The sequence below is a fragment of the Nocardia sp. NPDC058519 genome, from assembly GCF_042719755.1.
Lineage (GTDB): Bacteria > Actinomycetota > Actinomycetes > Mycobacteriales > Mycobacteriaceae > Nocardia.
Genome location: NZ_JBHXNK010000009.1, coordinates 112,111 through 132,941, shown reverse-complemented (window position 1 = coordinate 132,941; position 20,831 = coordinate 112,111). Strand labels below are relative to the sequence as shown.

At 64.2% G+C, this 20,831-nt stretch carries 24 protein-coding genes and 1 tRNA gene; 20 read left to right on the top strand and 5 right to left on the bottom strand.

Translation table 11 applies throughout. The features are described 5' to 3' along the window. The first annotated feature begins 657 nt into the window (after positions 1-657). Entirely contained in the window at positions 658-1,788 is a 1,131-nt protein-coding gene (locus ACFWPK_RS13375) for a hypothetical protein (RefSeq protein ID WP_378915124.1), read from the top strand. 997 nt (positions 1,789-2,785) lie between these two features. Continuing rightward, a complete protein-coding gene (locus tag ACFWPK_RS13370) occupies positions 2,786-2,935 on the top strand; it encodes a hypothetical protein (protein ID WP_378915122.1) in 150 nt (49 codons plus the stop codon). A 208-nt stretch (positions 2,936-3,143) separates the two neighbouring features. Here ACFWPK_RS13370 and ACFWPK_RS13365 read toward each other — a convergent pair whose 3' ends face one another. The 3 genes from ACFWPK_RS13365 to ACFWPK_RS13355 form a co-directional block, all read right to left on the bottom strand. Then, positions 3,144-3,347: a hypothetical protein gene (locus ACFWPK_RS13365; RefSeq protein ID WP_378915121.1), complete on the bottom strand. Its 204-nt coding sequence runs from the start codon at positions 3,345-3,347 to the stop codon at positions 3,144-3,146. A 1,375-nt stretch (positions 3,348-4,722) separates the two neighbouring features. Then, positions 4,723-5,469, bottom strand: coding sequence for a PP2C family serine/threonine-protein phosphatase (locus ACFWPK_RS13360; protein WP_378915119.1), 747 nt, complete (start codon positions 5,467-5,469; stop codon positions 4,723-4,725). 50 nt (positions 5,470-5,519) lie between these two features. Beyond that, complete coding sequence (locus ACFWPK_RS13355) at positions 5,520-6,353, bottom strand: sigma-70 family RNA polymerase sigma factor (RefSeq protein ID WP_378915117.1); 834 nt, start codon at positions 6,351-6,353, stop codon at positions 5,520-5,522. Positions 6,354-6,491: 138 nt separating this feature from the next. Between ACFWPK_RS13355 and ACFWPK_RS13350 the strand changes: the two genes are divergently transcribed. The 12 genes from ACFWPK_RS13350 (at position 6,492) to ACFWPK_RS13295 (ending at position 13,965) form a co-directional block, all read left to right on the top strand. After that, entirely contained in the window at positions 6,492-6,938 is a 447-nt protein-coding gene (locus ACFWPK_RS13350; RefSeq protein ID WP_378915115.1) for a hypothetical protein, read from the top strand. Between the two features lie 5 nt (positions 6,939-6,943). Beyond that, entirely contained in the window at positions 6,944-7,210 is a 267-nt protein-coding gene (locus tag ACFWPK_RS13345; RefSeq protein ID WP_378915113.1) for a hypothetical protein, read from the top strand. A gap of 2 nt (positions 7,211-7,212) precedes the next feature. After that, positions 7,213-7,821, top strand: coding sequence for a DUF2637 domain-containing protein (locus tag ACFWPK_RS13340; protein WP_378915111.1), 609 nt, complete (start codon positions 7,213-7,215; stop codon positions 7,819-7,821). A 19-nt stretch (positions 7,822-7,840) separates the two neighbouring features. Continuing rightward, on the top strand, positions 7,841-8,026 hold the full coding sequence (locus tag ACFWPK_RS13335; RefSeq protein ID WP_378915109.1) for a hypothetical protein: 186 nt from the start codon (positions 7,841-7,843) through the stop codon (positions 8,024-8,026). Beyond that, positions 8,026-9,327, top strand: coding sequence for an FtsK/SpoIIIE domain-containing protein (locus tag ACFWPK_RS13330; RefSeq protein ID WP_378915107.1), 1,302 nt, complete (start codon positions 8,026-8,028; stop codon positions 9,325-9,327). Before ACFWPK_RS13335 ends, ACFWPK_RS13330 begins: the two co-directional genes overlap by 1 nt. Next, complete coding sequence (locus tag ACFWPK_RS13325; protein ID WP_378915105.1) at positions 9,324-9,644, top strand: hypothetical protein; 321 nt, start codon at positions 9,324-9,326, stop codon at positions 9,642-9,644. Before ACFWPK_RS13330 ends, ACFWPK_RS13325 begins: the two co-directional genes overlap by 4 nt. Position 9,645: 1 nt before the next feature. Continuing rightward, positions 9,646-9,792 (top strand): hypothetical protein, encoded by a 147-nt coding sequence (locus tag ACFWPK_RS13320; protein WP_378915104.1) that lies wholly within the window; start codon positions 9,646-9,648, stop codon positions 9,790-9,792. Positions 9,793-9,828: 36 nt separating this feature from the next. After that, positions 9,829-10,002, top strand: a complete 174-nt coding sequence (locus ACFWPK_RS13315) for a hypothetical protein (RefSeq protein ID WP_378915103.1) — start codon at positions 9,829-9,831, stop codon at positions 10,000-10,002. 148 nt (positions 10,003-10,150) lie between these two features. Then, entirely contained in the window at positions 10,151-10,786 is a 636-nt protein-coding gene (locus ACFWPK_RS13310) for a hypothetical protein (RefSeq protein WP_378915102.1), read from the top strand. Between the two features lie 108 nt (positions 10,787-10,894). Further along, positions 10,895-12,553: a replication initiator gene (locus ACFWPK_RS13305; RefSeq protein WP_378915100.1), complete on the top strand. Its 1,659-nt coding sequence runs from the start codon at positions 10,895-10,897 to the stop codon at positions 12,551-12,553. 12 nt (positions 12,554-12,565) lie between these two features. Then, entirely contained in the window at positions 12,566-12,745 is a 180-nt protein-coding gene (locus ACFWPK_RS13300; protein ID WP_378915098.1) for a hypothetical protein, read from the top strand. Beyond that, positions 12,742-13,965, top strand: coding sequence for a tyrosine-type recombinase/integrase (locus ACFWPK_RS13295; protein WP_378915096.1), 1,224 nt, complete (start codon positions 12,742-12,744; stop codon positions 13,963-13,965). Before ACFWPK_RS13300 ends, ACFWPK_RS13295 begins: the two co-directional genes overlap by 4 nt. A 12-nt stretch (positions 13,966-13,977) precedes the next feature. On the opposite strand, the gene ACFWPK_RS13290 is transcribed toward ACFWPK_RS13295, so the two are convergent. Beyond that, a tRNA-Ser gene (locus ACFWPK_RS13290) sits at positions 13,978-14,065 on the bottom strand. An 82-nt stretch (positions 14,066-14,147) separates the two neighbouring features. On the opposite strand from ACFWPK_RS13290, the gene ACFWPK_RS13285 reads away from it, so the two are divergent. Continuing rightward, entirely contained in the window at positions 14,148-15,131 is a 984-nt protein-coding gene (locus ACFWPK_RS13285; protein ID WP_378915094.1) for an NAD(P)H-quinone oxidoreductase, read from the top strand. Positions 15,132-15,137: 6 nt separating this feature from the next. On the opposite strand, the gene ACFWPK_RS13280 is transcribed toward ACFWPK_RS13285, so the two are convergent. Then, positions 15,138-16,340 (bottom strand): cysteine desulfurase-like protein, encoded by a 1,203-nt coding sequence (locus tag ACFWPK_RS13280; protein ID WP_378915092.1) that lies wholly within the window; start codon positions 16,338-16,340, stop codon positions 15,138-15,140. Between the two features lie 86 nt (positions 16,341-16,426). On the opposite strand from ACFWPK_RS13280, the gene ACFWPK_RS13275 reads away from it, so the two are divergent. The 5 genes from ACFWPK_RS13275 to ACFWPK_RS13255 all read left to right on the top strand — a co-directional run bounded on the left by ACFWPK_RS13275 (position 16,427) and on the right by ACFWPK_RS13255 (position 20,677). Next, positions 16,427-17,005: a bacterial proteasome activator family protein gene (locus ACFWPK_RS13275; RefSeq protein WP_378915090.1), complete on the top strand. Its 579-nt coding sequence runs from the start codon at positions 16,427-16,429 to the stop codon at positions 17,003-17,005. A 312-nt stretch (positions 17,006-17,317) separates the two neighbouring features. Further along, complete coding sequence (locus ACFWPK_RS13270) at positions 17,318-18,145, top strand: ABC transporter permease (protein WP_378915282.1); 828 nt, start codon at positions 17,318-17,320, stop codon at positions 18,143-18,145. A 12-nt stretch (positions 18,146-18,157) separates the two neighbouring features. Further along, complete coding sequence (locus ACFWPK_RS13265) at positions 18,158-19,000, top strand: ABC transporter ATP-binding protein (protein WP_378915088.1); 843 nt, start codon at positions 18,158-18,160, stop codon at positions 18,998-19,000. Beyond that, complete coding sequence (locus ACFWPK_RS13260) at positions 18,997-20,076, top strand: glycosyltransferase (protein WP_378915086.1); 1,080 nt, start codon at positions 18,997-18,999, stop codon at positions 20,074-20,076. Before ACFWPK_RS13265 ends, ACFWPK_RS13260 begins: the two co-directional genes overlap by 4 nt. A gap of 64 nt (positions 20,077-20,140) precedes the next feature. Beyond that, entirely contained in the window at positions 20,141-20,677 is a 537-nt protein-coding gene (locus tag ACFWPK_RS13255) for a hypothetical protein (protein WP_378915084.1), read from the top strand. Positions 20,678-20,831: the final 154 nt, after the last annotated feature.

Genomic DNA, 20,831 nt, shown 5'->3' with positions numbered 1-20,831 from the left:
AGCCTCGGGAGACTGTCTATGAGTAGTGATCGCAGTCGGTGTGCAGCGGTGGCGTGTAGGTCGTCGTGGCACAGACTCGGCAGGTGTGCGTTCGATGGTGACCACCGCTCCGGAAGCAGGGCACCGCACCGACGAGCACCTGGCCTGGACCGAGCCGGTGACCGTTCGGACAGTAGCGGGGAGCCGGTTCCGTCCAACGCCCGTTGCGCAGATAGAGCCGGATCGATTCGCACATACGTTCGATTATCCACCGGCGACTCGGCGAATGTGATCCAGCCTTGGCCAAGTCCACGGGCCGTCCTGAACTCGACGGAACCGTTTGCCATTCGGCAACGCCTGACCAGGCATGACACAGACTCAGCACGCAGCGGTTCGGCCGGTGCGACAGTACGAACCGGCGCTGGAATCGGAACCGACTAGCGATCCCGCGGTGAAATGGCAACAGCATCTAGCCGCTTTGGACGCGGGTGAAGACGCAAGGAGTAGTAGCCGGCGGGTCCACGCCCTGCCGTCCCTCAGGCGGAAGGCGCGCCACACGGACGGCAGGGGTCCGACGAGTCAGTGAGCCCCGCTCCGGGGCAGAGGAGCGTCTGTCGGATCCGACTCAATCACGCCGAGAAACCAGTGGAGTGGACGCCGTAGTCATACAATCGCCCCATGGACGAGATCCACCAGCCCTTCGCGCGAGTGACTATGGCGGGCGACAGTTTCGAGGGCGGCCATCTTCCGATTAGATCCCTAGAGGAGTTGCGGCGGTACCAGGATCTCGTAATTCAGGCCGCCAAACTCCTGTGGAAAGATGGCCATCCCGAATCAGAGCTACCAGAAGGATTCGAACAGGCATTTGAATTATCGCTAGCTGCCATTGAACAGGGAAGTGCCATATCAATCCTGGAGCGTCCAGGAATTTCCGATTTCGATGACTATTACTCCGCTGGCAGGGATGAGCTTGAGCGAGAATTATCTACCATCCTCTCCGCGGATCCGGATCCATATCCAGATTTCGATCGCCTCCCTCTTCTCGAGATTCCAGAATTTCAAACTTTCGGAAGTTCGCTCAGGCCACATGAAGAAATTGTAATTACCCGGTCGAGGGTTACAGAAAAAGAAGTAGTAATTACACGAGAAACCTCGCAGTATGTCATAAAACCTCTGGCTGATGAATATCGCAAATGGAAATCTGCTAGGTACTCAGAAATCGGCTGGATAGTTGGCCGACTGGTCGCCATAGATGCCGACCGGTCAAGCTTTACCATCAATTCTATCGACCACGGTAGAGTCAATGGGAGATACAAGGACAGCGAGATACTGGCCGACCTGAAAGCCGTCCTGGGATCTAGTGCCAAAGCTCCAGTGATGCGAATGCGTGCCAACCTACGATTCGCAAGAGAAAAACTCGACAGGGTCCTGGACGTCCAAGCCGTTGAGCTACTCGAGATCGACGGCGAGCCGTGGTCACGACGCCTGATCGAGCTGGCCTCCTTGCAGGACGGATGGCATGAAGAATCTCCAGATAGCAAGTCCATCGCCTTCTCCGCGCTGGATGGGGCGCGTGATGTCCTCAGGTTCGCCAGAGATAAGGCGATCCCCACGCCCGGCCTCTTCCCAATGGATGATGGCAGTGTAAACATTGAATGGGCATCACCTTCATACGTCATCAGCATAGAGATCGACCCTGAACTTGAATTTAGCATTTACGAAACCGGTAGCGAAAGAAAGACTACCGACATTGCGACGTCAGATATATCGGATGTTTTCACATTTCTTGCGGGGGTGAGCTTTGAATAGTAATTTCGCAGATTTGGAGCAAGGTGAGGTTGCGATACCCCCTCGTCCGGCCGATGAGAAGAGCGAGCTGCTATTCCGACAGATCCCCGATCACTCCTGGGACACCGAGGTCGGCAGGCCTAGTAGCACCTCCTTTGGCCCGATGCCCATCGACAAGGGAAAGCCTTCATTCTCTCGGGAGTCGATCGTGTCCGCGCAAGAGGCGCGTGACTGGCACAACGCGAATGCAAAGTCGGAATCCCGCGGAGTGTGGGCATGCTCGGTCGATGAAATAGAAAAAGCGGGAACCAGATCCGTGGATGACAGCGAAACACCTCTACTCGCTGGCGAAAAGCGGTCCCCTGGCCACGCCTTCGTAGACTATAGACACATCAGCAGCGACAGCAAGGCAGACAAGAGAGCACGCAAAGAACTCAGGTCACAACTACTAATGTTCGCGCTGCAACGCCAAGAAATCTCGACAACCAAGACCTAGAAAACAAAGAGATCAAAAGCGAGCCAAAGAAGCGCACAACGCGAATCATGATTGCGGACGATGGTCGGTCGGGAGGCCCCAACCGGCCTACACCCGTGTCTGGACCACGGTGGCCCTGTTGTGGGTTGGGTGCGCACACCGGGGCTGGCTCACCGCCTGCCCGATACGGCCTGCCGTTCACGCGCAGAGGCTCACAGGTCAAGGGTTGCTCAGCAATCAGCGAAGCTGACGCCATCGGCGCCCTTGAGGTGTGAGGGGCGCGGGATCACAATGCAGGCCAACCCAGAACAGGGCCACGCGGCCACCGGTCGCGATACCACCACCCTCACCGCGGATTCCGTTCAGCAATCCAGCCCGGACCCTGGCTTCCTGATCGGTCAGTGGCGACACCGTGACAACTCAGGGGGTCGACGGGCCGGTCAGTCTCGGTGATCTTGACCCGCTCTGAGGCCCGTCGATAGCCTCGTGAGTGATGTGCCTCACGCAACATGTGCACCACTACTAGTGGCAGGAGCTGCTGACATGTCGAGTTTCAAGGATTGGGACCCGGAGAGCGGAAAGTTCCCCTTCATGCCGAGCGACGACCTCAACGACGAGAACGACTACGACGTCGACGACGACGACAACGAGATCGATCCCATCATCGAGGAGGAGAGGCGCGGGCAGTCTTGATCAGGTAGTGGCCTTTCGCGCATCCCTGGTCAGGCCAACCCAGAACAGGGCCACGCGGCCACCGGTCGCGATACCACCGACCTCCCTGCGGATTCCGTTCAGCAATTCACCGGGCAGTGCCGGGCCTGGGGTCGACGTCGTTGGCGACCCGCTACCGGCTTCGTTGACGGCGGCACGGACAGGAAGAAGGGGCCGAAGCCCCCACCTCCTACAGGCCCATGTGGTCGAGGGGATCGATGTCGCAATCGGCGGGGATGCGGTGGGCCTTGGTGAGGCAGACCGGCGCGTTGGCTGCGGCGTGGGCGAGCTCCCAGTAGTGCACGACCCAGGCGTGGTAGGTGCAGATCTGGACGCCTTCGATGATGGCGAGGTCGAGAGCGTGGCAGCTGGGGATGACGCAGTAGGTGTCCATGGGAGGGTTCCTCTCCGGGGTTGGTGGGATCTGGGCACAGCCCGGACCAGGCCGCCCCCACCCCGGCAAGGGCTCACCGCCCGAGGGGGTCACCCGGCTGCTATCCCTGGGGTGAGATGACCCCCGAAATCACGTCGCCGCTGGTGACCCCCTCGGGTGGTGACAACGCTTGGCCCTTGCCGGGGTGGGGGTGGTCTGGTACGCCTCTCGGCAGATTCCGCCGACCCCGGAGAGGAAACCGGAGGCACGCGTCATCCCCGGCTGCCACGCTCTCGACCGGAAGTGACGGCGGCCGGATCTGCACCTACCACCAAGGCGAGTTCACTACTGGGAGATGGCCCACGACGTAGCCGACCACCAGGCGAACCAGCCGAATACCCGCGGGGATCGATCCATGACCGGCAGGAGTGGGGGCGGTCAACCAGGTGCGGCAGGGTGATGAGAAGGCAAGCGAGCGAAGCTCGTGCGGCAGCACCGTATGGGAGTCGGTGTGCTGGTGGCCGTCGCTCGGGCAGTTATGCCGGCCGAATCGGGCTCGGAATTCCGTTCAGCAATCTGCGGCGTGGTCCTCGTCGGCTTCGTCCACTGCTCGGTTGTTGGAAGAAGCGAGCTCGTAGAGGAACAGTCGCCATCCGGTGGCGCATGCTCGTCGCCGACGCGGTCGACGCGCCCAGGCGGCGCCTTATCAGCCTGGGGTGCGCGTCGCGGCGCGGCGGCGGCGCGCATGCGCCGCCGTAGGCGCCCTTGACTCTATATAGCGAAATTCAGCAACCACTTCGTGAAAGTGACGGGCGCTCAGCAACTCGGGGACGTTCAACGACTGCGCTGCTGCGTGATCGAAGTGACGTTCGGCTGGGGCTCTTCGCCTCATGGTGATGGTGCTGGGAGGTGATTGCGCGGGAGCTACGGACACCGGACAGGTGCTCGGTCGCGGTAGCTCAAATGGTGTTCTACCTGCGAACTTCCAGTAGGACGGCTCCTGGCAGGAAGGCCCATACTGGAAGCCCGGAAGGTCTTGCGGTTCTTGCTATTTCGGCCGATTTGCTCAAGTAGGCTGAGATCACCTCCAGCTCAGGGGCGGTACGGACAACGCTGGTCCGATCCGTGTCGCGCCGAGAAAGGAGGTGATGGGAATGGCAGAACATCGCCGGAGGAAGCAAGATGCCCCGGTCGACTACGGCATGATCCTTGGAGGGGTCGCCGTGATCGCCGGGGCAATCGTGCTGGTCCGCCGAGTATGGGCTAGGTAGTTCCCCATCAGGGCAGGGCGCCGGTTGGACGGCGCTCTGCCCGCTCGGCATCACTTGCGTGATAGCTCGATGGTACTTGACTTGACCCGTGGTGCGCAGTCAAGTGCGGGCGGTCAGTGGCGAGATCATCTGAACCGCACGATGGCGATGGTCTTGTCGTCGTGACGCTTCGCTCGTGGCAATGCCTTCCCCTCCGGATCGATCTCTGCCTCCCAGGTGTGAATGCGGTCGAGAAGTTCGCCGAGCTGGGGCGTGGACATCCGGGCTACCTCATGCCAGCCCAAACCGAGCGCGGGCATGAGGTCAAAGGCGCCGTCGGTGGCAACCACGATCCACGACAGCTCATCACGTGCAAATTGGACGTGCACCGCATGTTCGGCCGCACTGGGGTCGGCTTCGGCGATCCAGTAGCCGCGTGGTCGGTTTCGTCGCGCCCGTTCGGCAACTTGGAGTTCCTCGAGGATTTTCCCGTGCCGACCGGTGTATCCCCACCCCAGTGCGAGGAAACGTCGGTATAGGTCTGCTTCGGGTAGGTCGAGCTGTGACAGCCGGTCGTCTGTGTACGTCGCAATGTCTCCACCGCGCTGACCGACGATTACCGATGTGTCGCCGAGAATCAGCGCATCGACGGTGTCCGACTCGACGCGGACAAGGGCAACGGTGCTCGACGGCGCAAGACCTGGAACGATTCCGAGCGATTCGGTTGTCCTCGAGATGGATCGTTTGAGTATCTCGGCAAGTGGCGACGCATCCCCGATCGACCGAGCGAGCTCCGAAGCCAGACAGTCGACATACTCCCCCGCCGACGGCATGGCTGGATCGTGCGCGGTGGCACCGTCGAGAACGATCAAGGCATTGTCGGTGATCACCAAGCGATCGTCGCCGGATGTGGCTGGTAGTTGCGCGGATTCGACAGTGAGGCTCATACCAGCACCGAGTACGGTCCGGCCAGAAGCTGGCTGCCGGTGACGATGAGGTCCTGGTCGAACTCGCACTCGATGATGCAGTCGGTCAGTTCCGCGGCCGGGTCGTAGACCGTGCTCAGGTTGGTGCTGAGCCAGTGCGCGACCCCTTCGGAGCCGACAGCGGTGACGCCCGCAATGTGGACGATGACGCGTTTGTCTGCGATTCGGCGCGAGAGGTAGCCGATGTCCTTGCGGGTGCCGTCAGTGCGATACGGCGAGAAGTGCCGGCCTTCTCGACGGTTGTCGATGATCGACCACCCCGCTTCGGTGCGGTCGAACGCCAATAGCGGATCGTCGGCCAGGAGACGACGCGCCACCGGTGCAGACTTCGGGCCGCAGACGATGATGCAGTCACCAGACGGGACGTTCTCGGTATCCGGGCTAATACCGAATTCGGTTGTTGTTAAGGCTAATTCGCCAAGCTTTCGCTGTAGGTAGGTCCGCGTTGCCTCATCGTTGGCATCGACGTAGGCACGCTCACGCCCTTCCTCGTGGCCGATTCGACGGGGAACGCCGATCGCAACAGGGCCTACACCGAAGAACGCCCGCTCAGGTGCTGGGGCCGACGTGCGGATCTGACTGATCCGACCCTTGGTCAGGCCGAGTCGCTCGCCGATCTCGGAGAAGCTCAGCCCCAGGTCGCGATTGGCTTGCTCGATCGCCGCTTTGCGCAGTCGAGCTAGCTCCGTCGAGCGCTGCTGGTAGACCGCGATGAGTTCGCCAGCGCGTAGCCCGCGCCGGATGGGATCCGGGTCATTGCGGATTGCGTCGAACTCATCTTCGGTAGCCACAACTCAGAGTTTAGAACCCCTTGACGACAGACGGTACGGGCATCTACTCTTGGTTTACTCCCCCTAAACAGCAACAGACACCCTCGTATCGTATGAGTTTAGGGGGGATAAACCTCAACCACGTATAGGAGACATGACATGGCACTCAAGGACATGTGGATTCCCACCGATTTCAATGCCGTGTTCCCACAGGGCCTGATGCTGGTGGGCAAGATCGAGCCGGACGAAGAGTTCAGCTCGGACCGCAATGCGCCCAAGCGGCAGAAGATCGACATGGACCGCGACGGCAACGGCTCCCGTAAGCGGATGTGGAAGGCCACGGTCATGGACCCGGCCGGTGCGGGCAAGGGTGCGAAGAACACCGGCCTGGATATCACTTTCATCTCCGATGTCGTCCCGATGCCGTCTGCGGATGAGGTGATGGCCGGGTTCCGGCCGATCCAGCTGGAAGGGCTGATGCTCAAGCCTCGGGTGGTCGGCAACGGCGAGTTCAAGTCGATCGCCTTCTACATCCGCGCGACCGGCATCGTTGGTGACAACTCCGGTGCGAAGGTCAACGAGCCTGCTGCCCGCAAGGCCGCGTGATCGCCATGTCCTACATCAGCATGGACTCCACCGGGATCGCCACCGTTCTGGTCGACTACCTTCCGGCGACGCCTCACGGGATCCTCCGCGTGATTCCTGCCAGCGTGCGCCTGCGCATGAAGGACACCGACGGTTCACAGACCGCGACCGTGTTCCTGGACATGGACCTCGTCCGCCAGCTGGCCGAGTCGCTGCCGGACCTGGTCATGACCCACGACGCCGAGGAACGCGCCGCCAAGGAACAAGCCAAAGCCAAGGCTGAGGCGGTTTAGCGATGGACACGGCGGATCAGCAGTCCTCGGGAATGCGGTGGGCTCGCTGGTCCGCCGTCCTCGTTCTGATCGGTATCGGTGCGGCCGCGTTTCGGTTGTCGTTCGCGGCGTTGCAAGACCTCGCGATCATGGGCGGCACTACACGCGGTTTGGCGTGGTTGTTCCCGGTGATCGTGGACGGCACCATCGTCCAAGCCACCATGGCCGTGATCGCCCTGCCACCGAAATCGGCTGAGCGGGTCTGGTTCTCCTGGATTTTAGTCGGCGGGGCCGCGGTCTCGGTATCGAGCAACTCGGTCCATGCCTACCTGACCGGCCACGGTTGGGGCGGTGCCCTGTTGGCCGCGATTCCCCCGCTGGCCCTGCTGATCGACACGCACGGCTTGGTCCTGCTTCGACGTGCGGCACAACACGATTCGGCTCCCACCGTCGTGGTCGTCGAGACCGCACCCGCAACGACCGCTGACACCGACACGCCGAATTTGGCGCCCGCGGTCGCGGCCCTGACTCCTGTCCCGGCTTCTGCGCCGGTGCAGACCTTCCACTCTCCTCCGCGCCCGGTGGCTCCGTTGCTGCCTGTCGCGGTCCCGATCCCTACAGGGGGCAACTGAAATGACTGATCACTCGTTCATGGCTATCAACGCAACCTCCGACGACAACACCTTCAAGGTTCGCTACTCCGAGCGAGTCGGCATGGTCGTCGTCGGTCTAGGTGCTGGAGACCTCTACATGCCGCCGGTGGACGCTGCCACGCTCGTTGACCAGCTCACCGCCGCGCTCGACGCGTACACCGCGACCTTGAAGGCGGTGGCGTGATGGTCACGACCATTGTCGCGCTCTCGACGGTCCTTTCCGCTGGTGTGCTGCTGTGGTGGCGTCACCTCGACGGCGTCATCTACCCCGGCCGCGAGGTTGATCCCCTCGACGGAATGCCGGCCGAATTGCGCACCGCGGCCCTGATCCTGACCGACGCTCGGCAGCTGTCGCTGATGTGGCCGGTGCTGGGTCTGGGCTCGGAGGGGAACTGGCCGAACGTGTTGTCGGCGGAGCTGATCGAGTCCGGGGCCGCGATCGATGTGCAGATGGTCGGCGGGCAGAAGCTCACCGATTGGACGAACGACGAGACCACCGACGCACTGGCGCAGTACCTCGGTGTCCCGAAAGTCCTTGTGTCCCAGACCTCGCCGGGCTTCCTGCGGGTCGAACTGCGTACGTTCGACACTCTTGCTGCCTCGGTCACCGTGCCGGGTGTGGAGTCGACCGGGGTTGATCTGGAAGCCGTCGAGACCGGTATCCGGGAAGACGGTCGGCTGTGGCTGCTGCGCGTGCTCTACGCCCACATCCTGCTGGCCGGTGCGACCGGTTCGGGTAAGGGTTCGGTGCTGTGGTCGATCATCCGCGGCCTCGGTCCGGCGATCAAAGCCGGGTTCGTGGATGTGTGGATGGCAGACCCGAAGGGCGGGATGGAATTCGGTCGCGGGGAGAAGCTGTGGGTGCGGTTCCAGTGGACCGCTGACGGCATCCTCGCGATGCTCACCGAAGCCGTGCAGGTGATGGAGAACCGGGCCTCGGCTCTGCGTTCGGCCGGTGTCCGCAAGCACGTCCCGACCACCGATGCCCCGCTGATCTTGATCATCATCGATGAGGCGGCGGCCCTGTCGGCGTATGCCAATCGTGAGCAGCGCACCGAGTTCGAACGGCTCCTCGGTCTGCTGCTCTCGCAAGGTCGCGCGGTCGGCGTCTCGGTCATCGCCGCGTTGCAGGACCCGTCGAAGGAGACGATGCCGTTCCGGCAACTGTTCCCCGTCCGGATCGGGTTGCGCCTGGACGAGCCCACCCAGACATCCATGATCCACGGTCAGGGCTCCAAGGACCGTGGGGCGTTGTGCCACGAGATCCCCGACACCACACCCGGCGTCGGCTACGTCGGCGAAGACGGCAGCACCGAGTTCGTTCGGGTCCGCGCGTACTGGATCGACGACGACCAGGCCGACGCGATCGTTGACGCCTACGCCCCGGCCCCGGTCGCCACCTCAAGCAGTGATGATTTCGACCCTTCCACGTTCGACCCGGACTTCATCCCCGGTGAAGACGACGAGCAGGGGTGGGCGGCATGAAACGCGGGATCCAGACCGAATCGCACGTGGTCGTCTACTGCGACGCGTGCGGGGATGTGTTCCATCCCTCGTCCGGTACGCCTGGCTGCTTCACCACGACCAACGAAGCCGTCGAGTTCATCACCGCCGATACCGCTGCCGGGTGGGACTACGACGGCGACACCGTCCGCTGTGACGACTGCGCTGCCGCTGAACACTGCCGCGTCCACGGACACGAACTGGTCCTCGACGGCACCTGGGCGGAACTGGTCACCGGGCCTTACGTCTGCTCGATGTGCGGGCTCCTCGAATCCGACATTCCCGAACTGGAGAACTGACATGCCCGACTTCCTCGAATGCTGCGGCGAACCCATGCACAAAGCAGGACCGCTGCATTCCGACCCGACTTTCACGCCGTTGTTGCGCTGCTACGAGTGCGGCCACTACGAGCCCGACGACTCCGAATGCGACGCCGACGCCGAGTAGCTCGACCAACCCCTTTCTCTGACTAGGAGTACCGCCATGAAGAACACCACCCGCCGCACCGCCGATGTCATCGACTTCCAAGCGCGTAGCCGGTGCCGGTCCGAAGCCCGCGGCTTGGATCCCCTCGCCGTGGCCGTGACGATGCTCGCCGAAACCGGCACAGCCCCCGCCTGGAACGACTACGACTCCGATTGGGATGACGCCGCATGACCGCCCGCAAGCCACCGAAAAAGGCTGTGCCCCAAGTCAATCCAGTCGTCCAAGCTGCGGCCGATCAAACGCCGAAGCGTCGGAGAACGACTGAGCCGACTCAGCTCGAACTGTTCCCCTTGACCTCCGTCACCCGAAGGAAGAAACGATGAGCACGACCACCGCCAGTGACCCGGCCGGTGAAGCCCTCGATGCCCTGCTGACCGTCGCTGGCCGAATCCTGCTCGGCGCGTTCGTGATCGTGTGGTGGGCGGTCCTGTTCCCGATGGTGTCGGTGCCCGCCGGCCTTTCTGTCGCGGCCGGTTGGTGGATCGGTTGGCCTGCCGGGATCGGGGTGGCTGGTGGGGCAGTCGCGGGGATGGTGCTGTGGCGGGTATCGAGCCCGCAGACCTTCGAGCGCTGGTTCACCGGCCGTGCCCGCTCCCGATTCCTGACCTGGTTCCGCTACCGCCGCCGCTGGACCACCATGACCACCGCCTGCGGGCTGGCTACCCGTGACGGGGACAGGGTGTTCATCCCGCGGCTTGTCTCGGTGCAGATCGGCGACTCCCTCGACACGGTCCGTGCCCGGATGTTGCCCGGTCACTGCCCCGACTCGTGGACCAACCGGGCTGATCACTTCGCTCACGGCTTCGGTGCCCAGAAGGCCAAAGTCGCTTTCGTCGGCCCGGGCCTGGTCGAGATCACGTTCCGCCGCACCGATTCCCTGGCTGACCCGGTCGTGGTGCCGTTCGAATCGCTGGCCGGATTCAAGACCATCCCGTCCACCCGCAAAGCCGCATGACCCCCACCCACCACCGCGATCGAGGGAGGCCGCACCATGTCTGAACACACCATCGGAACGGCCTCTCTCGGCCATTCTGCCCGCCAAACCGCCGCTGATCGCCGGGCGATGCCGAACTTGAAAGACATCGCCGCCAGCGCTGCCGACAAGGAAGACATCTGCACCCGGCTCGTCCCGATGCGGGCCGTGGACTCGGCAACCGGGACGGTCACCTACCTCGGCGCACCCTGCAAGGCCACCGACGCCAACAAATGCCCCGCCTGCGCGAAAGCTGCTCGCTCCCTGCGGATGACACAACTCCGGGAGGGCTGGACCCTCGACGCCGAACCAATCTCTGAAACCACCGAGCCGACCGACGAACAGCGCGCACTGCTGGCCGACCGGGCACGGTTCTTCAACGACTACCACGCGGCTCGCAATGACGGAGACGATGAGCTCGCCGAGGCCATCCGCGTCCTGGTTGCCGAGATCGATACCGAACTGCGTGAGCTCGGTGTCCGTGGTCGCTTCCCTGCGCTGGATGAGAGGCCGCGCCGGAAAGCGAAGTCGACCCGTCGGCGCCAGGATGCCCCGGACCTGCCCCGGCTCAAGGTCGAGAAGACCACGGTCGGCAAGCTCTATGGCGGCAAGTATCGGCCGTCAACGTTCCTGACCCTGACCATGCCGTCCTACGGTGCCATTCACCGCACGGGCGGCAAGACCAAGGACGGCAAGGTCTGCGGTGACGGCTCCCCGCGTGACCCGGAAACCTATGACTACACCCGCCAGGCGCGTGACATCGTCCACTTCGCTGCCCTGTTCGACCGGTGGGTGCAGAACCTTCGTCGTGCTGTGGGCTGGGATGTGCAGTACTTCGCGACGGTCGAACCGCAGAAGCGTGGTGCCCCGCACCTGCACATCGCTATCCGTGGGTCGATCTCGCGCAAGACTTTCGAACAGGTCACCGCGGCGACCTACCGCCAGATCTGGTGGCCCCACCATGATCGCGAGGTCTACCGCGACGACAAGATGCCCATCTGGGACTACGACGCACACACCTTCGTCGACCCCCGCACCCGCCGCCCCCTGACGGGCTGGGATGAAGCGCTCGACGTGATGGACACCGTTGACGACCTCGACCCGGCACACGTGATCCGCTTCGGCGACCAGGTCGACCCGCAAGCGGTCCTCGGCGGAACCGACGAGTGCGAGAACAGAGTCCGCTACCTGACCAAGTACCTGACCAAGTCCATCGCCGATGTCCTCGAGACCGACTCCCGGCGCACAGCAGTGCATTACGACCGCCTCCACGCTGAGTTGCAGCACACTCCGTGCTCGCCGCGCTGTGGGGTGTGGTTGCGCTACGGCATCGTCCCCAAGGGCGCCAGCGACAAGACCGTCCCCGGCCGGTGCAAGGGCAAAGCGCACCGCCGCGACACCCTCGGCCTGCCCGGTCGGCGAGTGCTGGTGTCGAAGAAATGGACCGGCAAGACCCTTCCGGATCACAAGGCTGATCGCGTCGAATTCGTTCGGCAATCGCTGGCCGCGGTCGGGATCGTGAAACCGGATACCTCGCACCTGCGGATCACCCCGGTCCGACCCGGTGACAAGGACGCACCCCCGCGCGAGCACCTGATCATGGCTGCCGTCGTTGCCCGGATCAACAACCGTGCCGAGTACACAACGGCCCGTCTCGCGTTGACGGAAAGCCCACCAGGCGATCAGACGGTTTCACGTGAAACCGTTGCACCACAACCGATTTCAACTATTCAGCAATCCGCAGCATAGGGAGGAAACGTCATGTCCAAGCTTCTCGATGAAGCCGGGGTTCGGGAGCTGATCCCGATCGGGCACAGCAAGTACTACGAGCTGATCGGCTCCGGCGCGCTGCGCTCGGTCAAGATCGGTCGTCGTCGGCTCGTCACAGAACAGGCCGTGGCTGACTACATCGCCGGTCTCGACCAGGCTGCCGCAGCATGAGCAGGCGACAGCTCCCGCCGCAGATCGAAAAGATCACTCTGAAGAGTGGGGCGATTCGGTATCAGGTCACCGCTGAAGCCGGTACTGACCCGGTAACCGGGAAGCGTCGACAGACCAGGAAGCGCTACCGCACCGAGAAGGATGCCCGCGATGCCCTGGGCAATGTGGCCTCTGCGGTGTCCCAGGGTGCCTATGTCGCCCGGTCAACGACAACGGTCGAGCAGGCGTGCAAGGAATGGCTCGACGGCAAGCGCATCGCCAAGAGCACCAAGGCCGCGTACACCCACGCGCTTCAACCACTGCGCGACCGACACGGCTCGTTGCCTGTTCAGCAACTCTCCAAGGCTCACCTTGATGACCTCGTGAGCGACCTGCAAGACGGCGAGTTCGTCTATGCCCACGGTCGGCCGTGCAAGACATGGAACGCTCAGACCATCAATCCCATGCTTCGTATCACGGGCAAGGTGCTCGGGTCGCAGATGGGCCAGGGCCGATTGGCGCGCAACGTCGCTGATCTGGTCGACCGAGTGCCGGGGTCCCGCAAGGAGATGGACACCTACAGCGCCGCGGACGTTCGCAAGATTCTCGCGGTCGCTGATCGGGATCGGGCTGGGCACGCTTGGCACCTGGCGTTGTCGGGCCTTCGACGCGGCGAAATCTGCGGATTGCGTTGGGAAGACGTGGATTTTGTCGCTGGAACCGTCAAGATCGAGAACACTCGCATCCAGGTGGACGGCAAGGTGATCGAGAAGACCACCAAGACCGAGAAGTCGCGCCGGACACTGCCGCTCACTCCCGCGATCACGGTTGCGCTCAAACGGGCGAAGGCGATTCAGGCCGCCGAAAAGCTCGAACTCGGCTCTGCCTACGAGTCGGGCAAGTATGTCGTGAGTGATGAGATCGGGCGCCCTGTCGATCCTTCTCGAACGTCTCACGAGTGGCATCGGGTCTGTGACGCTGCCGGGGTCCGCCATCTCCGCTTGCACGATGCTCGGCACACCTGCGGGACGTTGCTGCATCTACAGAATGTGCCGATTGCGATAGTCTCGGCCTGGCTCGGCCACTGTGACGCTGCGTTCACGATGCGCACCTACATCCACAGCCAGCCTGACGCCCTCGCCGAAGCTGCCCGCAGTTTGAATGCGGTTGTGACAAACCGTGACAAGACCGGAGCGGCTCGACCGATTCGAACTCGGCCGCGTCGCAAGTCCACTGGCTGACCTGCGGGTCTTTGGCGGAGACGGAGGGATTTGAACCCCCGATGGTGTTACCCATGCTCGCTTTCAAGGCGAGTGCATTCGGCCGCTCTGCCACGTCTCCCTGCCCTGGATCGTAGCTGATCCGCAGATCGGTGGCGGCGTGGGTTCTTGTGTGTGGTGGATGCGGGTGCAGGATTACCACCATGTATGCGATTCAACTGAATGGGTTCGGTGGGCCGGAGGTTATGGAGTGGACCGTGGCGGCCGATCCGGAGCCGGGGCCTGGTGAGGTACTCGTGGAAGTTGTTGCGGCGGGGGTTAATCGGGCCGATGTGATGCAGCGGAAGGGGTTTTATCCGCCACCTGCCGATGCCAGTTCGGTGCTCGGGTTGGAGTGTGCGGGGACGATTGTGAAATTGGGGGCGGGGGTCGAGGACTGGCAGGTCGGGGACCGGGTGTGTGCGTTGCTGGCCGGAGGTGGGTACGCGCAGTTGGTGGCGGTGCCGGTCACGCAGCTGTTGCCGATTCCGGCGGGGATGGATGCTGTCGCGGCCGCGGGATTGCCGGAGGTGGCGGCGACGGTGTGGTCGAACCTGGTGATGACGGCGGGTTTGCAATCGGGGCAGCTGGTGTTGATTCATGGCGGCGGTGGTGGGATCGGGACGCACGCGATCCAGGTGGCGCGAGGGCTCGGAGCGCGGGTCGCGGTGACGGCCGGGTCGGACGAGAAGCTGGCCAAGTGCGCCGAACTCGGGGCGGAGATCTTGATCAACTATCGGACCGAGGACTTCGTCGCGGTGGTCGCGAACCAGGGTGGTGCCGACGTGATTCTCGACAATATGGGCGCGAAGTATCTGGAGCGGAATGTGGAGGCGCTCGCGCCGCACGGGCAGCTGGTGGTGATCGGCATGCAGGGCGGCGTCAGCGGGACACTGAACATCGCCGCGCTGCTGGGCAAGTGGGGCACCGTCGGTGCGACCAACGTGCGCAGCAGGCCGAGATCGGGACCGGGGAGCAAGGCCGAGATCATCGCGGCGGTCCGCGCGCAACTGTGGCCGCGGGTGGTCGCGGGCGAGATCGTGCCGGTGATCTCCGCCGAGTTGCCGGTCACCGAGGCGGCCCGCGCGCACGAGATGCTCGACGAATCGCAGACCTTCGGCAAGGTGATCCTGCGGGTTCGCGACTAGCGCGGGTTATTCGAGGGCGCTGAGGACGCGGCCGAGCTGGTCGATCTCGTAGCGGGTCGTATAGGGCGCCAGACCGATCGTCACCGCACCGCCCTCATCGTTCACACCGAGCGCGTCGAGCAACCTGCTCCCGCCGTGCACACCGCTGACCGTGCCGATCCTGGCATCGGCCAGCTTGGCCGCCACCTTCTCCGCCTGCATCCCGGCCATCGTGAAACTGACCGTCGGGATGCGGGTGGAGGCGCGGCCGATCACGGTGAGGTTGTCGACCTTCTCCAGCACCTGCATGAGGTGGTCGAAGAGCTGGTCGTGATAGTCCTGCAGCGAGGTGATCGACATCTCGAGGCGCTCGCGACGGGTGCCGGTGGCGCGTTCGTCGAGTCCGGCGAGGAAGTCGATCGACTCGGTGAGCCCGGCGAGAAGCGCGTACTGATGCCCGCCCACTTCGAGGCGTTCAGCACCCTTGGCATAGGGGTTGAGCGACATCGAGGGAATCCGGTCGAGGAACGCGGGGTCACGGAAAACCAGCGCACCGACCTGCGGGCCACCCCACGACGGCGCGCTCAGCGCGACCACGTCGGCATTGAGTTCGTCGATGTCGATCAGCGCGTACGGTGCCGCGCCGAACGCGTCGGCCACCAGCAGGCCGCCCACGTCGTGCACGCGGTCGGCCGCCACCCGGACACCGGGCGCCGAACCAACGATCGGCGAGGCCGCGGTGAGCGCGACCAGGCGCGCGGTGGGGCCGATCAGCTCCTCGAACTGCCACGACGGCATCTCACAGGTCTCGATCTCCACCTCGGCCCAGCGCACATGCGCGCCGTACCGGTTGGCGATGCGCAGCCACGGGGCCACATTGGCCTCGTCGTCCAGCCGGGAGAGCACGATGCCGGTACCGAGGCCCAGGCGTGAGCTCAGCGATTCGGCCAGCCAGGCCAGCAGTACCGCGCGATCGGGACCGAGCACGACGCCGGCCGGATCTCCACCGACCAGATCGGCGACCGCTTCCCTGGCGGCGTCGAGGATCGCGCCGCTGCGCGATGCCGCACCGTGGCGGCCGATATGGGAAAACGAGGAGGTGCGGAAACCCGTTGATACGGCACGCGATACCGAATCGGGAACCAGCATTCCCGCCTGCGGGTCCAGATGGATCCAGCCGTCGCCCAGGGACGGTATCAGGCCCCGAACCCTCGCGACGTCATAAGTCATGGTGGCCACTTTAAGGGCAGGGGGCCTCTCGGTGTAACCGCGTAGGGGTTTTAGCGCGAACCCGGCACACACGCAATGATGGGGATATGACGCACTCGGAGGATGTCCCCGAATCCATCGTCGTGATCGGTCCCGACGGCCGTCCACTGACCGTGCCCGCCGACGCCGACAGCGCGTCCGCGTTCAACGGACAGGTCGTGCCCGACGACGAGAAGGCCGCGAGCGAATCGGCCGAGTCGCTCACCGACATGGTCGAGCAGCCCGCCAAGGTGATGCGCATCGGCACGATGATCAAGCAGCTACTCGAGGAGGTTCGCGCCGCACCGCTGGACGACGCCAGCCGCACGCGTCTCAAGGAGATCCACAAGTCCTCGGTCCGCGAGCTCGAACAGGGCCTCGCCCCGGAACTGCGCGAGGAACTCGAACGCCTCACCCTGCCCTTCACCGACGACTCGGTGCCATCGGACGCGGAACTGCGCATCGCCCAGGCTCAGCTCGTCGGCTGGCTCGAGGGCTTGTTCCACGGCATCCAGACCGCGCTGTTCGCCCAGCAGATGGCGGCCCGCGCCCAGCTCGAGCAGATGCGCCAGGGTGCGCTTCCGCCGGGAATGCACGCGGCCGACTCCAAGGCAGGCGGCCATGTGGGCGGCGGTCAGTACCTGTAGGCCCCCCGAGTCCCTTGTTCGCGGCCCGCCTCGATCTGGACTGACCAGAGGGTGCGACGAAGGAGTGCCCGCCGGGAGGGAAGATCGAGGCCCCCCGGGGCCGCGAACACCCGGCGCCAGCCGGAAAAGAACACTGTAAGGTCGGGGACCGTGCCCGCCGCTGCCGCTCGTCCCGAATCGGTCTCCGATGAGGGTGACGTGCGTACCGAAGAGAGCCCCGTGCATTCCGAAGACACTCCCACCGGCGCAGAGCTAGCCGAAGCCGCCGCTGCCGAGCACACCACCGACGCACCACTGCTGGTGAAGACGCCGATGGTGTCGGATTCGCAGACGTTCGGACGTGCGTTCAAGGACATGCGCGACGGACTGCATCAGCGCGAGCTGTGGCTGTCGCTGGGCTGGCAGGACATCAAGCAGCGCTACCGGCGTTCGGTGCTCGGTCCGTTCTGGATCACCATCGCGACCGGTCTGCAGGCGCTGGCGATGGGCCTGCTGTATTCGACCCTGCTGGATCAGCCGATCAGCGAATACCTGCCGTATGTGACGGTCGGTCTGATCGTGTGGAACGTCATCAGTGCCTCGATCCTCGAGGGCTCCGATGTGTTCATCGCCAACGAGGGACTGATCAAACAGTTGCCTTCGGCGCTGAGCGTGCACGTCTATCGCCTGGTCTGGCGCCAGTTCTTGTTCTTCATCCACAATGCGGCGATCTACGCGCTGCTGGTGGTGGCGTTCTCGATCTGGCGTGATCTGGACCTGTCGATCCTGCTGGTGATCCCCGCGATCCTGCTGCTGTTCCTCAATGCCATGTGGGTGACGATCGTGTTCGGCATCTTCTCCACCCGCTACCGCGATATCGCCCCGATCCTCGGCTCGATGACGCTGATGCTGTTCGTGCTGACCCCGGTGATGTGGTCGACGAAGGCGCTGGAGGACTCGGTCGGCGGCGCGGGCGACCGCGCCAAGCTGCTCGAGATCATCCCCACCTACCACTACCTGGAGATCGTGCGCGCTCCCCTGCTCGGCGAGCCGTCGGAGTGGCATCACTGGGCGATCGTCGGTGCGATCACCGTCGTCGGCTGGGCCGTCGCGATCCTGGCGCTCAAGCAGTACCGTGCCCGCGTCCCGTACTGGGTTTAGGAGCAGTTCTCGATGAGCCGTGTGAGTATCGAAACCCATGAGGCGTGGGTCGAGTTCCCGATCTTCGACGCCAAGTCGCGGTCGCTGAAGAAGGCGTTCCTCGGCAAGGCGGGCGGCGCCATCGGGCGTAACAGCTCCGATGTGGTGGTGGTCGAGGCGCTGCGCGACATCAACCTGTCGCTCAAGGAAGGCGACCGGGTCGGCCTGGTCGGCCACAACGGCGCGGGCAAGTCGACGCTGCTGCGCCTGCTGTCGGGCATCTACGAACCCTCGCGCGGTAGTGCGCGCATCCGCGGCCGGGTTGCCCCGGTGTTCGACCTCGGCGTCGGCATGGACCCGGAGATCTCCGGCTACGAGAACATCATCATCCGCGGCCTGTTCCTCGGGCAGACGCGCAAGCAGATGATGGCCAAGATCGACGAGATCGCCGACTTCACCGAGCTGGGCGAATACCTGTCGATGCCGCTGCGCACCTACTCCACGGGCATGCGGGTGCGGCTGGCGATGGGCGTTGTCACTTCGATCGACCCCGAGATCCTGCTGCTCGACGAGGGCATCGGCGCGGTCGACGCGGAGTTCATGAAGAAGGCCCGCACGCGGCTGCAGTCGCTGGTCGCGCGGTCGGGCATCCTGGTGTTCGCCAGCCATTCCAATGAATTCCTCGCCCAGCTCTGCGATACCGCCATGTGGATCGACCACGGTCAGATCCGCGAACAAGGCGGGATCGAGGAGGTTGTGCGAGCGTATGAAGGGCCCGAAGCGGGTAATCACGTGGCACAGGTGCTGCGCGATCTGGAATCCGAGGGCGCCGACGGCGCGGCGGGCGAGAAGAAACTGGAGCAGAATCAGGTATGAGCGGTCAACGTGACGAGGCTGCCCCGGCTGCCGTGCCGGGTGGGTTCAGCATGACCGACCGTCTCGAGGCGACTCCGGCACCTGTCGAGCCTGCCGCTGTGCTGCCCGCGGAGGGCATTGTGCTGGCCGATGACGCGGAGCTGCCCGCAGGCGCCGAACCCGCCGACCTCACGACCGAGACCGGCCCCACCGCGCGGATCATCGCGGTGGTCGTCACGCACAAGCGCCGTGAGCTGCTCGCCGAATCGTTGAAAGTTCTTGCCTCGCAGTCACGTCCGGTCGACCATCTGATCGTCGTCGACAACGCCAACGAGGACGCGGTGGCCGAACTGGTCGCGCAGCAGCCGATCGAGGCCACCTACCTTGGTTCACGCCACAATCTCGGCGGCGCGGGCGGTTTCGCGCTCGGCATGCTGCACGCGCTCACCCAGGGTGCGGATTGGGTCTGGCTGGCCGATGACGACGGCCGCCCCGACGGGCCCGAAGTGCTTGCGACACTGATCGATTGCGCGCGCAGGCACAACCTGGTCGAGGTGTCGCCGGTGGTCTGCGATATCGACGAACCGGATCGTCTCGCGTTCCCGCTGCGCCGTGGTGTGGTGTGGCGGCGGCTGCGTTCGGAACTCGGTGACGAGGACTTCCTGCCCGGCATCGCGTCGCTGTTCAACGGTGCGCTGATCTCGGCGAAGGCCGTGGATCTGATCGGCGTGCCCGACCTGCGCCTGTTCGTGCGCGGTGACGAGGTGGAGGTGCATCGCCGCCTGGTCCGCTCCGGGCTGCCGTTCGGCACCTGCCTGCAAACCGCCTACCTGCATCCCAACGGCGCCGAGGAATTCAAGCCGATCCTGGGCGGGCGGATGCACACCCAGTACCCGGACGACCCGGTGAAGCGCTACTTCACCTACCGCAACCGCGGCTACCTGATGTCGCAGCCAGGTATGCGCAAGCTGTTGCCACAGGAGTGGATTCGATTCTCCTGGTTCTTCCTGGTGACCCGCCGCGACCCGGCCGGGCTCAAGGAATGGTTCCGGTTGCGCTCACTGGGCCGCAACGAACACTTCGGCAAGCCGGACTAGCCCCCGAAAATAGGGGGTAGTTCCCTATGGCAGCAATCGGCCGTTCGGTCTTACGATGCGAAACGTGACCTTTGCAAAGAGTTTCGCATCCACCGCGGCGACCGTACTCGCCGGCGCCGCGCTCTGTCTCGCCGCACCCGGCACCGCCCAGGCGGACGACACCTGCCAGCTCGGCTGGTCCAACGTCGGCCCGCGCTCCTGCGTGATGAACGAACTCAGGACCGCGCCGGTGGCGACCCTCGGCAACGGTGTCTGCGTCGGCATCCTGAACGTGGCGGGCACCACGTTCGACGGACCACTCAATTCTCCGAGCGTGGCGCCCGGCGCCACCCACAGCATCGCCCTGCGCGTCTCGCAGGGCTTCTCCCCACTCGGCAACTGGGCGCCCACCGCGCTGGCATGCGATGTGAACGTTGTCATCGACTGGAAGAACCTGGACAGCGGCGCCACCGGCTCGGTGACCCGCTTCATCCCGGCCACCAGCACCAGCACCTACCCGGTCCAGGACGTGATCGCGAACACCGGCCCCGGTCGAGTCCAGGTCACGGTCCGCACCGACAAGCCCAACCTCCCCCAGTCGACTGAGGTCTTCGTACCGTAGCCCCGAACACCTGCATGCGGGACAGGCGTGCCGTCATCGGGCCGCGCAACAGCGCGAGTTCGCCCATGTGACGACGGTGCAAGCAGCACACGGAAAATGAGTTGCCGGGTGTCGGCGTGGTGGGGCACAGTGGTGTTCGAACGTTGGAGAGGAG

Excerpts from the sequence above, each read along its gene's own strand:
- ACFWPK_RS13270 (WP_378915282.1), top strand. The coding sequence starts at position 17,318 with ATGGTGTCGGATTCGCAGACGTTCGGACGTGCGTTCAAGGACATGCGC.
- ACFWPK_RS13260 (WP_378915086.1), top strand. The coding sequence starts at position 18,997 with ATGAGCGGTCAACGTGACGAGGCTGCCCCGGCTGCCGTGCCGGGTGGG.
- ACFWPK_RS13285 (WP_378915094.1), top strand. The coding sequence starts at position 14,148 with ATGTATGCGATTCAACTGAATGGGTTCGGTGGGCCGGAGGTTATGGAG.
- ACFWPK_RS13370 (WP_378915122.1), top strand. The coding sequence starts at position 2,786 with ATGTCGAGTTTCAAGGATTGGGACCCGGAGAGCGGAAAGTTCCCCTTC.
- ACFWPK_RS13280 (WP_378915092.1), bottom strand. The coding sequence starts at position 16,340 with ATGACTTATGACGTCGCGAGGGTTCGGGGCCTGATACCGTCCCTGGGC.
- ACFWPK_RS13375 (WP_378915124.1), top strand. The coding sequence starts at position 658 with ATGGACGAGATCCACCAGCCCTTCGCGCGAGTGACTATGGCGGGCGAC.
- ACFWPK_RS13365 (WP_378915121.1), bottom strand. The coding sequence starts at position 3,347 with ATGGACACCTACTGCGTCATCCCCAGCTGCCACGCTCTCGACCTCGCC.
- ACFWPK_RS13265 (WP_378915088.1), top strand. The coding sequence starts at position 18,158 with ATGAGCCGTGTGAGTATCGAAACCCATGAGGCGTGGGTCGAGTTCCCG.
- ACFWPK_RS13320 (WP_378915104.1), top strand. The coding sequence starts at position 9,646 with ATGCCCGACTTCCTCGAATGCTGCGGCGAACCCATGCACAAAGCAGGA.
- ACFWPK_RS13330 (WP_378915107.1), top strand. The coding sequence starts at position 8,026 with ATGGTCACGACCATTGTCGCGCTCTCGACGGTCCTTTCCGCTGGTGTG.
- ACFWPK_RS13325 (WP_378915105.1), top strand. The coding sequence starts at position 9,324 with ATGAAACGCGGGATCCAGACCGAATCGCACGTGGTCGTCTACTGCGAC.
- ACFWPK_RS13275 (WP_378915090.1), top strand. The coding sequence starts at position 16,427 with ATGACGCACTCGGAGGATGTCCCCGAATCCATCGTCGTGATCGGTCCC.
- ACFWPK_RS13340 (WP_378915111.1), top strand. The coding sequence starts at position 7,213 with ATGGACACGGCGGATCAGCAGTCCTCGGGAATGCGGTGGGCTCGCTGG.
- ACFWPK_RS13350 (WP_378915115.1), top strand. The coding sequence starts at position 6,492 with ATGGCACTCAAGGACATGTGGATTCCCACCGATTTCAATGCCGTGTTC.
- ACFWPK_RS13300 (WP_378915098.1), top strand. The coding sequence starts at position 12,566 with ATGTCCAAGCTTCTCGATGAAGCCGGGGTTCGGGAGCTGATCCCGATC.
- ACFWPK_RS13295 (WP_378915096.1), top strand. The coding sequence starts at position 12,742 with ATGAGCAGGCGACAGCTCCCGCCGCAGATCGAAAAGATCACTCTGAAG.
- ACFWPK_RS13305 (WP_378915100.1), top strand. The coding sequence starts at position 10,895 with ATGCCGAACTTGAAAGACATCGCCGCCAGCGCTGCCGACAAGGAAGAC.
- ACFWPK_RS13335 (WP_378915109.1), top strand. The coding sequence starts at position 7,841 with ATGGCTATCAACGCAACCTCCGACGACAACACCTTCAAGGTTCGCTAC.
- ACFWPK_RS13315 (WP_378915103.1), top strand. The coding sequence starts at position 9,829 with ATGAAGAACACCACCCGCCGCACCGCCGATGTCATCGACTTCCAAGCG.
- ACFWPK_RS13345 (WP_378915113.1), top strand. The coding sequence starts at position 6,944 with ATGTCCTACATCAGCATGGACTCCACCGGGATCGCCACCGTTCTGGTC.
- ACFWPK_RS13310 (WP_378915102.1), top strand. The coding sequence starts at position 10,151 with ATGAGCACGACCACCGCCAGTGACCCGGCCGGTGAAGCCCTCGATGCC.